Below are 12,110 nucleotides of genomic sequence, written 5' to 3' on the forward strand. Positions count from 1 at the left end.
GGCGGGTTTCATGACTCGCCATCCAGGCTCTCCAGCTCCCTTCCCCAGGCAAGGCGACGATCCGTTGGCAGCAGCAGTGAACAATGCGAACCCCGGGCCGGGCAGTGCCGCCAAGGCGCCCCGGACCGCGATGCGGAAGTCCATAGGCGTCGTGGACGGCGTCGTCCTCGCCGCTTCGAGCACGGCGGCGACCAGCAGTATCGGCATCGGGCTCGGTCTGATGGCAGGCGTCGTCGGACTGCACCTGCCGGCGATCATGCTGCTGGCCTTCCTGCCCGTACTCGGCATAGCCGGCGGGTACGGGCGGCTCAACCGCATCGACCCCAACGCCGGCAGCAGCTACAAGTGGGTCGGCGGGATCTTCAGCCCCTGGCTGGGCTTCCTGACCGGATGGGTCAACGTCGTCGGCACCGTCGTGTTCATGGCGTACACCACGACGGTGACCGGCTCGGCGATCATCCAGCTCCTGCGCCAGGCCACCGTCCACAGCGTGGCCGGGCTCTCGCTCGACCCGGACTCGACCCTGCAGTCCACGCTCCTCGGGATGGTCGTACTGCTCGCCGCCTCGCTGGTGGCGGTGCGCGGTCTCGACCTCGCCGCGCGTCTCCAGAAGTACCTGCTGGTCTTCGAGTACGGCGTGCTGATCGCGTTCTGCGTCTACGGTCTGTTCGCCGGGGACCAGCCCTTCTCGCTCTCCTGGTACAACCCGTTCGACCTCCCCTCGGCCGAGGCCCTCGCCCAGGGCATGATGCTCGCGGTCTTCTGCTACTGGGGCTTCGAGTCGGTCTTCAGCGTCGGTGAGGAGGTCGGCGACCCGCGCGACGCCTCCCGCGGCGGGTTCATCGCCCTGGTCGTCATGCTGCTGCTCTTCCTGCTGGCCGGCACCGCCTTCCAGCGGGTCCTGCCGCTGGACGAACTGGCCGGCAACGGCGCCCAGGGGCTCGCCTACTTCGGCACGAAGCTCGCCGAGCAGCCACTGGCCGCGCTGCCGCTCATCGCCCTCATGTTCTCCGCGGTGGCCTCGCTCCAGGCCTCGGTCATCCCCACCGCCCGCGGGATGTACGCGATGGGCCGCGACGGCGTCCTCGGTCCCGTCTGGACGCGCCTGCACCCCAGGCACGGAACCCCCGCCGCCGGAACCCTGCTGATCACCGCGATCGCGCTGCTCCTCGCCGCGATGTCGCTGGTCATCCCCACCGTCAACGACCTGATCTTCGCCGCCGTCAACGCGATCGGCATCGTCGTCGCCCTCTACTACGCCCTCACCGCCACGGCCGCCGCGGTGCGCTTCCGCCATCTGCTGCACACCTCGCCCCTGGAGTCGCTGCGCGCGGTCGTCGGGCCGGCGCTGGGCGCGCTGGTGCTGCTCGCCACCGGCGCCTACCTCACCTGGACCTTCTACACCTCCACCGATCATTTCGAGGTCTCCGCGGACAACGGCTGGTTCGCCCTGCTCGTCCCGGTACTGATGATCGGCTCCGGCCTGCCGGCCGCCGCGTGGGCCCGCCGGCACCGCCGGTCGCCCTATTTCACCCGTGCCGGCGCCCAGGCCGTCTCCCACGTCCCGGACGCCCCCGACACCTCGCGAAGGACCGGAGCATGAGCGACCTCACCGAACTCGCCCGTCTGCCGGTCGCCGAGGCCCTGCGCCGCTTCCATGACCGCAGCCTGTCACCGGTCGAGCGGATGACCGCGGTCCTCGCGCGCGCCGAAGCCGTTCGAGCCGATCGAGGCGGCCCGCCCCGGGAACAGCGTCCCCGCCCTCTGAACCGCCGGCCCGGGTCGTACACCTGACGGCCCAGGCCTCTCCCCACTCCCCTCTCCCCTCCTCACGTCTGGAGCACTTATGCCCACGGCCGATCTGGTCTTCACGCGCGGCCCCGTCTTCACCGCCGATCCGGCTCGCACCCGGGCCACCTCACTCGCCGTCACCGGTGACCGCATCACCGCCGTCGGGCACGACGAGGTCCGCGAACTCATCGGGCCCCGCACCGAAGTCGTCGACCTCACCGGAAGGCTGCTGCTCCCCGGCTTCCAGGACGCCCACATCCACCCGGTGTCCGCCGGCGTCGAGCTGGCCGAGTGCGATCTGACCGGCACGGTCGGCGCGGCTGAGTACCTGACCCGGATCAGGGCCTACGCGGACGCCCATCCGGAGCGTGCGTGGATCACCGGAGGCGGGTGGTCGCTGGAGAGCTTCGACGGCGGGCTGCCCACCCGGCAGTCGCTCGACTCCGTGGTCCCCGACCGTCCGGTCCTGCTGTCGAACCGCGACCACCACGGCGCCTGGGCCAACACCCGGGCCCTCGAACTGGCCGGCATCACCGCCGCCACCCCCGATCCCGCCGACGGCCGCATCGAGCGGGAACCGGGAGGCGGGCCCGGCGGTGTCCTCCAGGAGGGTGCGCAGGCACTGGTCGCCCGGCTGGTGCCGCCGACCACCCCGACGGACCGGCTGGCGGGGCTGCTGCGTTCGCAGGAGCTGCTGCACTCCCTCGGTGTCACCGGCTGGCAGGACGCCCTGCTCGGCGTGTTCAGCGGCAACGCCGATCCGTCGGACGCCTATGTGACCGCCGCCCGCGACGGCTCACTCACCGCGCGGGTCACCGGCGCGATGTGGTGGGACCGCGAACGCGGGGCCGAGCAGATCGACGAACTGGTCGCGCGGCGCGAGGAGCTGAGCCACGGACGGTTCCGGGCCGGCTCGGTGAAGATCATGCTGGACGGCATCGCGGAGAACTTCACCGCCGCGATGACCTCCCCGTACCTCGACGGCTGCGGCTGCGCCACCACCAACAGCGGTCTGAGCTTCGTCGACCCGGAAGCCCTGCGCGGCCATGTCACCCGGCTCGACGACCTCGGCTTCCAGGTGCACTTCCACGCGCTCGGCGACCGGGCCGTCCGGGATGCGCTGGACGCGGTGGAGGCCGCCGTCGAGGCCAACGGACACCGCGGGAACCGCCACCATCTGGCCCATCTCCAGGTCGTGCACCCCGACGACATCGGGCGCTTCGCCCGGCTCGGCGCCATCGCCAACATCCAGCCGCTGTGGGCCGCCCACGAACCGCAGATGGACGAGCTCACCATCCCGTTCCTCGGGCCCGAACGCGCCGCCTGGCAGTACCCGTTCGGGGACCTGCTGCGCGCGGGCGCCACCCTCGCCGCGGGCAGCGACTGGCCGGTCAGCAGCCCGGACCCGGTCCAGGGCATCCATGTCGCGGTCAACCGGAGGGAGCCCGGGGCCACCGACAGCCGGGTCTTCCTCCCCGAGCAGCGTCTGGACCCGGCGACGGCCGTCGCCGCATACACCGCGGGCAGTGCCCATGTGAACGGGGTGGACGACGCGGGCAGTCTGCTCCCCGGCAACCTGGCCGATCTGGTGGTCCTGGACCGCGACATCCTCACCGCGCCACCGGAGGAGATCGCCGGGGCGCGGGTCCTGCGCACCTATGTCGGGGGCGCGCTCGTCCACTCCGCCTGAACGCGGCTTCCGAGCAGGCCCGGCCGATCTCCGTCAGCGCGCCCCATACACCGGCTGCGGTGTCCCGGCGGCCGCGAGCAGTCCGGACGCGGCCGCCCCCGCCTCGGCCGGACTCCAGCGGGCGCCCTTGTCCGCGGTGGGGCCGGGCCGCCAGCCCTCCATCACGGTGATGCGGCCGGCCTCGGCCTCGAAGACCCGGCCGCTGACCCCGGCGCACGCGTCGGACCCGAGCCAGACGACGAGCGGCGAGACGTTCTCCGGGGCCATCGCGTCGAACCCTCCCCCGGCGGGCGCCGCCATGGTCTCGGCGAAGGCGTCCTCGGTCATCCTGGTCCGGGCGGCCGGGGCGATGGCGTTGGCCTGCACCCCGTAGCGGCCCATCTCGGCGGCGGCCACCAGGGTCAGGGCGATGATCCCGGCCTTGGCGGCGGAGTAGCCGCCCTGGCCGACACTGCCCAGCAGCCCTGCCCCGGAACCGGTGTTGACGACCCTCGCCGCAGGTACCCGGCCCGCCTTCGCCTCGGCGCGCCAGTGCGCCGCCGCGTGCTTGAGCGGCAGGAAGTGGCCCCTGAGGTGGACGCGGGTCACCGCGTCCCAGTCGTCCTCGTCCAGGTTCACCAGCATCCGGTCCCGGAGGAATCCGGCGTTGTTGACCAGGGTGTCGAGGCGGCCGAAGGAGTCGAGGGCGGTCGCGACGAGGGAGGCCGCGCCGTCGGCGGTGGCTACGTCCCCGCCGTGTGCGACGGCCTCGCCGCCGGCCGCGCGGATCTCCTCGACGACCTGCTGGGCGGGGCCGGTGGCCGCGCCGGAGCCGTCGAGGCCCACGCCGAGGTCGTTGACGACGACTTTCGCGCCCTCGGCTGCGAAGGCCAGGGCGTGGGCGCGGCCGAGTCCGCGGCCCGCGCCGGTGACGACGGCGACGCGACCGGCGCACAGGGCTGTCGATGAGGTCATGACGAGTGTCCTTTCGAGGGACGAGGGACGACGGGAAGGAGAGAGGCGCGGGGCGAGGAGGCGAAGCGGCAAAGGACGAGGCGCGGCGACCGGCGGGTGGGACCGGCGCTCTCCCACGGCGCCCGTATCACTGCTACGTTTAATCTAACAAACGTTTGGTGGAAAGGTAGCTGATCTGCTCATGGGTGTCTCCACCTCCGCCCCGCAAGAGGGCGTCGCCGTCGTCACCGTGGACTTCCCCCCGGTCAACGCCCTGCCCGTACAGGGCTGGTACGACCTCGCCGCCGCCCTGCGCGCCGCCGGGGCCGACCCGGAGGTCCGCTGCGTGGTGCTCACCGCCGAGGGCCGAGGCTTCAACGCGGGCGTGGACATCAAGGAGATGCAGCGCACGGACGGGCCGGAGGCACTGATCGGCGCCAACCGGGGCTGCTTCGAGGCGTTCGCGGCGGTCTACGAGTGCGAGGTGCCGGTGGTCGCCGCCGTACACGGCTTCTGCCTCGGCGGCGGCATCGGCCTGGTGGGCAACGCGGACGCGATCGTGGCCAGCGACGACGCCATGTTCGGCCTGCCGGAGCTGGACCGGGGTGCGCTCGGCGCGGCCACACATCTGGCCCGGCTGGTACCGCAGCATCTGATGCGGACCCTGTACTACACCTCGCGCACCGTCACGGCCCAGGAGCTGCAAGGGCACGGCTCGGTCTGGCGCGTCGTCCCGCGTGACGAGCTGTCCCGGGCCGCACTGGAGCTGGCCGGGGAGATCGCCGCGAAGGACGGATACCTGATCCGGCTGGCCAAGGCGGCCATCAACGGCATCGACCCGGTCGACGTACGCCGCAGCTACCGCTTCGAGCAGGGCTTCACCTTCGAGGCCAACCTCAGTGGCGTCGCCGACCGCGTGCGCGACACCTTCGGCACGGACAAGGAGCAGCAGACGTGACACACGACAAGACGATGACGGCCGACGACGTCGTCGGCCGGCTGGAGAGCGGGATGACGCTCGGGATCGGCGGCTGGGGATCGCGCCGCAAGCCGATGGCCCTGGTGCGGGCGCTGCTGCGTTCGGACGTCACCGATCTGACCGTGGTGTCGTACGGCGGGCCCGATGTCGGGCTGCTCGCCGCCGCGGGGAAGATCCGCAAGCTGGTCGCGGCGTTCGGGACGCTCGACTCCATACCGCTGGAGCCGCACTTCACCGCCGCCCGGCAGCGCGGCGCGTTCGAAATGGTCGAGCTCGACGAGGCGATGATGATGTGGGGGCTGACGGCGGGCGCACAGCGGCTGCCGTTCATGCCGGTGCGAGCTGGTCTCGGCTCGGACCTGATGACGGTCAACCCCGCTCTGCGCACGGTCACTTCGCCGTACGAGGACGGGGAGACGCTGGTCGCGGCACCGGCCCTGCGCCTGGATGCCGCCCTGGTCCATCTGAACCGCGCGGACGTTCGGGGCAACGGCCAGTACCTGGGCCCGGACCCGTACTTCGACGACCTGTTCTGCGAGGCCGCCGACCACAGCTACCTCTCCTGCGAGCGGATCGTGGAGACGGCGGACCTGCTCAAGGAGCACGGGCCGCAGACGCTGCTGGTCAAGCGGCTGTTCGTGGACGGGGTCGTCGAGACACCGAACGGCGCGCACTTCACCTCCTGCGTGCCCGACCACGACCGGGACGAGAGCTTCCAGCGCGCCTACGTCCGGGCCGCCCGCGACCCCGAGGCGTGGCCCGCCTTCGCCGAACGGTTCCTGTCCGGCGACGAGGCCGCCTACCAGGCCGCCGTCACCGCGTTCCACCAGGAGGAAGCATGAGCGGCACCGAGTCCACCGGGAGCGCGGTGGCGAGTCGCGCGGAGTACTGCGTGGTGGCCTGCGCCGAGGCGTGGCGGGACGCCGGCGAGATCCTCGCCAGCCCGATGGGCACTGTCCCGGCCATCGGCGCGCGGCTGGCCAGGCTCACCTTCTCACCCGGTCTCATGCTGACCGACGGGGAGGCGCTGCTGACCGGTGACACCCCCGCGCTGGGGGCGCGGGCGGCGAGCATCGAGGGCTGGCTGCCGTTCCGTCAGCACCTGACGCTCACCGCGACCGGCCGCCGGCACGTGATGATGGGCGCCAGCCAGATCGACCGGCACGGCAACCAGAACATCTCCTGCATCGGCCCCTGGGCCAAGCCCGCACGGCAGCTGCTCGGAGTACGCGGCGCCCCGGTCAACACCCTCAACAACCCGACGAGTTACTGGGTGCCCAAGCACTCCTCCCGGGTGTTCGTCGAGCACGTCGACATGGTCAGCGGGGTCGGGTACGAGCGGGCGGCGGCGGCCGGACCCTCCGCGACCCGCTACCACCGCATCCCCGAAGTCATCAGCAATCTCGGCGTCTTCGACTTCGAGACGCCCGACCGCACCATGCGGCTGCGCTCCCTGCACCCCGGGGTGGGCATCCAGGAGGTCACCGGGGCCACCGGCTTCGCCCTCACGATCCCCGACGAGGTGCCGTTCACCCGGGACCCCTCGGAGGCGGAACTCCGGCTGATCCGCGAGGTCATCGACCCGAAGGGGCTGCGCGAGCGCGAGGTCCCGGCATGACGGGCCCCTCGCCGCTGCCGACCGCGCTCACCGAGCTGACCGGGGTGCGGTATCCGCTCGTGCAGACCGGCATGGGGTGGGTGGCCGGCCCCCGGCTGGTGTCCGCCTCCGCGAACGCCGGGGCGCTCGGCATCCTGGCCTCCGCGACGATGACCGCCGAGCAGCTGCGCGCGGCGGTGCGCGAGGTCAAGTCCCGTACGGACGCGCCGTTCGGCGTCAATCTGCGCGCGGACGCGGGCGACGCGGCCGAGCGGGTACGGATCATGATCGAGGAGGGGGTGCGGGTGGCGTCGTTCGCGCTCGCCCCGTCGAAGGAGCTGATCGCGCGGCTCAAGGACGCGGGCGTCGTCGTCATCCCGTCCGTGGGCGCCCGGCGGCACGCGGAGAAGGTCGCCGCGTGGGGCGCCGACGCGGTGATGGTGCAGGGCGGCGAGGGCGGCGGCCACACGGGCGAAGTGGCCACCACCGTGCTGCTCCCCCAGGTCGTGGACGCGGTGGACATCCCGGTCGTCGCGGCGGGCGGCTTCCACGACGGCCGCGGTCTGGTCGCCGCGCTCGCCTACGGGGCGGCGGGGATCGGGATGGGGACGCGCTTCCTGCTGACCTCCGACAGCACCGTCCCGGCGGCGGTGAAGGCCAGGTACCTGGCCGCCACCGTCAAGGACGTCACGGTCACCGACCGGGTCGACGGCCTGCCGCACCGGATGCTGCGCACGGAGATGGTCGACACGCTGGAGCGGTCCGGACGGGCGGCCTCCCTGCTGGCGGCGGTCCGGCACGCCTCGGCCTTCCGGAAGGAGACCGGCGCGAGCCGGCGCGCTCTGGTCCGCGACGGGCTGGCGATGAAACACGGCAGGGAACTGACCTGGAGCCAGGTGCTGCTGGCCGCCAACACACCGATGCTGCTCAAGGCCTCGATGGTCGAGGGCCGCACCGACATCGGGGTGATGGCTTCGGGGCAGGTGGCGGGTCTGATCGACGATCTGCCGTCCTGTGCGGAGCTGGTCGAGCGGATCATGGATGAGGCGCGGACGACGCTGAAGTCGCTGCCGGGGGCGGACCCGGGCCCCTGATGTACGGACGGGCGCAGGGGCCGGTACGGGACTCATGGGCCCCGGGAGGAGCGAACTGGCGTGTTGCGGGCCTGACCTCGGATAACAGTTCACAGCAAAGGCCTGCACCTGCCCGGAATTGTGGCTTCCATCACAGCGGTCGCCGACCTGCTCTGGTGAGATCACCGAATGCTCGGTCTAATCCTTCGCGTCCTGCCCTTCTGGATCCGCGAGCCCATATTCATCCTGGTCGGGTCCGCCTTCGGCGTAGGCCTCATCTATGCCGCCATCCGCGATCAGGAGTGGATCCCGGCCGGTCTGGGCGCGGTCCTCCTCGCGGTCACCGCGGTCCGCGTCCACGAGGTGGTCCGCGTGCTGCGCGCACGCCGGAGCCTGAACCAGCCGGTACCCGCGGCCGGGGAAGCGGCGGGTGCGGACGGCAACGCACCGCAGGCACAGGCACAGGCACAGCCGCAGGTACTGATGCCGGCTCAGACGCAGACACAGCCGCAGCCCGCAACCGTGCCTGCGACGCCGGCGAAGGAGCCCAACCCCTGGGGGCAGGCCTTCGCCGCCGTGGGCCTGCTCGGGGCACTCGCGGCAGCGGTGTGGGTGGTTCCCCAGTTGACAGAGGGCGGCGGCGACAGCACCCGTGCACCCGTCTCCTGTCCGGGCAGCGAAGACGAGAAGCTGCCGAAGGCGTACGCCAGGACGCCGAAGGCCGTGACCGGTGACGAACTGTGCAAGGCACTCAACCGTCCCGACCTGGCACAGCTCGTCGGAACGCCCGACGAGACGGCGACCTCGGCCTCCGGTTCCAGCGGTACCGCGGCCCTGACCGCCGGGAAGGTCGCCGAGCCCGAAGCCCGGGTCCAGTTCGACACGTACACCGTGAACCTCTCGGCCACGTACAACCACCTGTCGATCGCCCAGTACGTGAAGATGATGAGGACGGGCGGCGAGAACATCAGGACGGACACGATTCTCGGCAGGCCCGCGGTCTTCTCCTCCGAGCGCACCATGCAGTTCGAGTTCAGCATGGGCAGCAAGGGTTCCACCGCGCCCGCCGAGGAAGGCCCCGTCGCCAGGACGCTGTCCGTGGCTCTCGACCGGAAGGACAAGGGCGGCTACTACGACATCACCGTATGGAGCCAGTCCGGAGCCTTCCCCGACGACGGCGCCCTCCTCGACATCGCGGAGGAGGTCCTGCCGACGATCCCGGACGGGACGGCTCGCTGAGGCACCGGGCCCGGCCGGGACGCACCGGTGGAACGACAGCGGCAGCCCGCACCACCGGTTCGTCAGGTCCGTCAGAGGCGCTCGATGATCGTCACATTGGCCTGGCCGCCGCCCTCGCACATGGTCTGCAGGCCGTAACGGCCGCCGGTGCGCTCCAGTTCGTGCAGCAGGGTCGTCATCAGTTTGGTGCCGGTGGCGCCGAGCGGGTGGCCGAGCGCGATGGCGCCGCCGTTGACGTTGACCTTGTCCGGGTCGGCGCCGGTCTCCTTCAGCCAGGCCAGGACGACCGGGGCGAACGCCTCGTTGATCTCGATCAGGTCCATGTCGCCGATGGACATGCCGGCCTTCTTCAGGGCGTACGCCGTCGCCGGGATCGGCGCCGAGAGCATCCGGATGGGGTCCTCGCCGCGCACCGAGAGGTGGTGCACGCGGGCCCGGGGGGTCAGGCCGTGCTCGGCGACGGCCCGCTCCGAGGCGATGAGCAGCGCCGAGGCACCGTCGGAGACCTGCGAGGAGACCCCGGCGGTCAGCCTGCCGCCCTCGACGACCGGCTTGAGACCGGCCATCTTCTCCAGCGAGGTGTCACGGCGCGGCCCCTCGTCGACCCGGACGTCCCCGTAGGCGACGGTCTCGCGGTCGAAGCGGCCCTCGTCGATGGCGTGCAGGGCCCGCCGGTGCGAGCGCAGGGCGAACTCCTCCATGTCCAGGCGGCTGATCCCCCACTTCTCGGCGATGAGTTCGGCGCCGTGGAACTGGTTGACGGGCGCGTCGCCGTAGCGGGCGCGCCAGCCCACGGAGCCCGCGTACGGGCCGTCGGTGAGCCCCAGGGGTTCGGCGGCCCGGCGGCCGGCGTAGGCGATGGGGATCATCGACATGTTCTGGGTGCCGCCCGCGACGACCAGGTCCTGGGTGCCGGACAGCACGCCCTGGGCGGCGAAGTGGACGGCCTGCTGGGAGGAGCCGCACTGCCGGTCGACGGTGGTGCCGGGCACTTCCTCGGGCAGGCCCGCGGCGAGCCACGCGGTCCGGGCGATGTCCCCGGCCTGCGGGCCGACGGTGTCCAGGCAGCCGAAGACGACGTCCTCCACGGCCGCCGGGTCGACTCCGCTGCGCTCGATCAGGGCCTTGATGACGTGCGCCCCGAGGTCGGCGGGGTGGACGGCGGACAGTCCCCCCTTGCGCCGGCCGACCGGGGTGCGTACCGCGTCGACGATGTAGGCCTCGGCCATGACTGCTCCTTCGTTCGGGAGGACGGTGGGTTGTCAGGTACGGGGTGTGATGCCGTCCAGGACCATGGACAGGTACTGGCGGGCGATCTCCTCCGGGCTGTGGGTGCCGCCCGGCCGGTACCAGGAGGCGGCGACCCAGACGGTGTCGCGGACGAAGCGGTGGACGAGCCTGACGTCCAGGTCGCCGCGGAAGGCGTGCTCGGCCACGCCGCGTTCCAGGGTCCGCAGCCAGGCGTCCTCGAACTTCGCCCGGGAGCCGGTGAGGTAGGCGAAGCGGGGCTGGGCGGAGAGTTGTCCGGACTCCTTCTGGTAGATGGCGACCGCAGGGCGGTGCCGGTCGATCTGCCGGAAGGACTGGGTGACGAGCGCCTCGATGGTCGCCTCGGGCCCGAGGCCGGCGGCGAGGACGCTGCCGTAGCCCGCCCACAGCTCGTCCAGGAAGGCGGAGAGGATCTCGTCCAGCATCGACTCCTTGGAGTCGAAGTGGTAGTAGAGGCTGCCCGCGAGCAGCCCCGCCTCTTCCGCGATGCGGCGGACGGTGGTGGCGCTGTAGCCCAGGGCCGCGAACACCTCGGCGGCGGTCGCCAGGAGTTCGGCGCGCCGTTCGGCGTTGGCGTTCTGGGCGATGGCGCTCACGCCCTCTGGCTGCTGACGGAGACGGTCTCCCCCGTCATGTACGAGGAGTAGCCGCTGGCCAGGAAGACGATGACGTTGGCGACCTCCCAGGGTTCGGCGTACCGGCCGAAGGCCTCGCGTTCGGTGAGTTCGGCCAGCAGTTCGGGGGTGGTGACCTTCACCAGGTGCGGGTGCATGGCCAGGCTCGGGGCGACGGCGTTGACGCGTACGCCGTAGTCGGTGGCCTCCAGGGCCGCGCACCGGGTCAGGGCCATCACGCCGGCCTTCGCGGCGGCGTAGTGGGCCTGGCCGCGCTGGGCGCGCCAGCCGACGACGGAGGCGTTGTTGACGACGATGCCGCCGCCCGCCCGGTCCTTGAAGTGGCGCAGGGCGGCGCGGGTGCAGCGGAAGGTGCCGTTCAGGGTGACATCGAGGACCTTCGACCACTGCTCGTCGCTCATGTCGACGAGGTCGGCGGTGCCGCCGAGTCCCGCGTTGTTGACGACGATGTCGAGGCCGCCGTGGCGCTCGGCGGCGAACGCGAACAGGGCGTCGACCTGTGCCTGGTCGGTGACGTCGCAGGGCAGGGCGGCGACGTTTCCGTCGCCGAACTCCTCGGCCAGGGCGGCGGCACTCTCCCCCAGTCTGCGGGCGTGGGCGTCACCGATGACGATCCGGGCGCCCTCCTCCAGGAACCTGCGGGCCGTCGCCCCGCCGATCCCGGCGCCCGCGGCGGCGGTGATCACGGCGGTGCGTCCGGCCAGGAGGGAGTGCCCTGCTACATAGGACGGCTGGGTGGTCACGGGCGGATCCCCTCGGGCAGGCCGAGGACGCGCTCGGCGATGGTGTCGAGCCGGCTCTCGTTGGAGCTCCCCGGCTCCGGCGGTGAGGTCTGCGGCCGGCCACGGATCCGGGCGCGGAACTCCTCGACGCTGCTCATGGGGGTACGTTAATCTACCAAACA

At 71.9% G+C, this 12,110-nt stretch carries 13 protein-coding genes; 8 read left to right on the forward strand and 5 right to left on the reverse strand.

Annotation, left to right across the window (positions count from 1 at the left end; translation table 11 throughout):
* Nucleotides 1-130: 130 nt before the first annotated feature.
* The 3 genes from ACGFU6_RS24550 to ACGFU6_RS24560 are packed head-to-tail and all read left to right on the forward strand — an operon-like array spanning nucleotide 131 to nucleotide 3,481.
* Complete coding sequence (locus ACGFU6_RS24550) at nucleotides 131-1,603, forward strand: APC family permease (protein WP_393613939.1); 1,473 nt, start codon at nucleotides 131-133, stop codon at nucleotides 1,601-1,603.
* The gene (locus ACGFU6_RS24555; protein WP_393613856.1) at nucleotides 1,600-1,794 is read left to right on the forward strand and encodes a hypothetical protein; all 195 of its coding nucleotides are present in this window, start codon (nucleotides 1,600-1,602) and stop codon (nucleotides 1,792-1,794) included. The genes ACGFU6_RS24550 and ACGFU6_RS24555 overlap by 4 nt, the downstream gene beginning before the upstream one ends.
* A gap of 52 nt (nucleotides 1,795-1,846) precedes the next feature.
* The gene (locus ACGFU6_RS24560; RefSeq protein WP_393613857.1) at nucleotides 1,847-3,481 is read left to right on the forward strand and encodes an amidohydrolase; all 1,635 of its coding nucleotides are present in this window, start codon (nucleotides 1,847-1,849) and stop codon (nucleotides 3,479-3,481) included.
* Between the two features lie 33 nt (nucleotides 3,482-3,514).
* On the opposite strand, the gene ACGFU6_RS24565 is transcribed toward ACGFU6_RS24560, so the two are convergent.
* Nucleotides 3,515-4,435, reverse strand: coding sequence for an SDR family oxidoreductase (locus ACGFU6_RS24565; RefSeq protein ID WP_393613858.1), 921 nt, complete (start codon nucleotides 4,433-4,435; stop codon nucleotides 3,515-3,517).
* 181 nt (nucleotides 4,436-4,616) lie between these two features.
* Between ACGFU6_RS24565 and ACGFU6_RS24570 the strand changes: the two genes are divergently transcribed.
* The 5 genes from ACGFU6_RS24570 to ACGFU6_RS24590 all read left to right on the forward strand — a co-directional run bounded on the left by ACGFU6_RS24570 (nucleotide 4,617) and on the right by ACGFU6_RS24590 (nucleotide 9,302).
* A complete protein-coding gene (locus ACGFU6_RS24570; RefSeq protein WP_393613860.1) occupies nucleotides 4,617-5,372 on the forward strand; it encodes an enoyl-CoA hydratase family protein in 756 nt (251 codons plus the stop codon).
* Nucleotides 5,373-5,386: 14 nt separating this feature from the next.
* Entirely contained in the window at nucleotides 5,387-6,235 is an 849-nt protein-coding gene (locus ACGFU6_RS24575; RefSeq protein WP_393613941.1) for a CoA transferase subunit A, read from the forward strand.
* Nucleotides 6,232-7,011 (forward strand): CoA-transferase subunit beta, encoded by a 780-nt coding sequence (locus tag ACGFU6_RS24580; RefSeq protein WP_393613861.1) that lies wholly within the window; start codon nucleotides 6,232-6,234, stop codon nucleotides 7,009-7,011. The genes ACGFU6_RS24575 and ACGFU6_RS24580 overlap by 4 nt, the downstream gene beginning before the upstream one ends.
* Nucleotides 7,008-8,084, forward strand: a complete 1,077-nt coding sequence (locus tag ACGFU6_RS24585) for an NAD(P)H-dependent flavin oxidoreductase (RefSeq protein WP_393613863.1) — start codon at nucleotides 7,008-7,010, stop codon at nucleotides 8,082-8,084. The genes ACGFU6_RS24580 and ACGFU6_RS24585 overlap by 4 nt, the downstream gene beginning before the upstream one ends.
* Before the next feature lie 168 nt (nucleotides 8,085-8,252).
* Nucleotides 8,253-9,302, forward strand: a complete 1,050-nt coding sequence (locus ACGFU6_RS24590; protein ID WP_393613865.1) for a DUF6215 domain-containing protein — start codon at nucleotides 8,253-8,255, stop codon at nucleotides 9,300-9,302.
* A 71-nt stretch (nucleotides 9,303-9,373) separates the two neighbouring features.
* On the opposite strand, the gene ACGFU6_RS24595 is transcribed toward ACGFU6_RS24590, so the two are convergent.
* From ACGFU6_RS24595 to ACGFU6_RS24610, 4 genes are read right to left on the reverse strand one after another with little or no spacing between them, the layout of a single operon-like run.
* Complete coding sequence (locus ACGFU6_RS24595; RefSeq protein WP_393613866.1) at nucleotides 9,374-10,531, reverse strand: acetyl-CoA C-acetyltransferase; 1,158 nt, start codon at nucleotides 10,529-10,531, stop codon at nucleotides 9,374-9,376.
* 33 nt (nucleotides 10,532-10,564) lie between these two features.
* Nucleotides 10,565-11,167 (reverse strand): TetR/AcrR family transcriptional regulator, encoded by a 603-nt coding sequence (locus ACGFU6_RS24600; protein WP_393613868.1) that lies wholly within the window; start codon nucleotides 11,165-11,167, stop codon nucleotides 10,565-10,567.
* On the reverse strand, nucleotides 11,164-11,949 hold the full coding sequence (locus ACGFU6_RS24605; RefSeq protein WP_393613870.1) for an SDR family oxidoreductase: 786 nt from the start codon (nucleotides 11,947-11,949) through the stop codon (nucleotides 11,164-11,166). The genes ACGFU6_RS24600 and ACGFU6_RS24605 overlap by 4 nt, the downstream gene beginning before the upstream one ends.
* Nucleotides 11,946-12,086, reverse strand: a complete 141-nt coding sequence (locus ACGFU6_RS24610; protein ID WP_393613871.1) for a hypothetical protein — start codon at nucleotides 12,084-12,086, stop codon at nucleotides 11,946-11,948. The genes ACGFU6_RS24605 and ACGFU6_RS24610 overlap by 4 nt, the downstream gene beginning before the upstream one ends.
* Between the last annotated feature and the right edge of the window lie 24 nt (nucleotides 12,087-12,110).

The sequence above is a fragment of the Streptomyces sp. NPDC048462 genome, from assembly GCF_043200175.1.
Classification (GTDB): domain Bacteria; phylum Actinomycetota; class Actinomycetes; order Streptomycetales; family Streptomycetaceae; genus Streptomyces.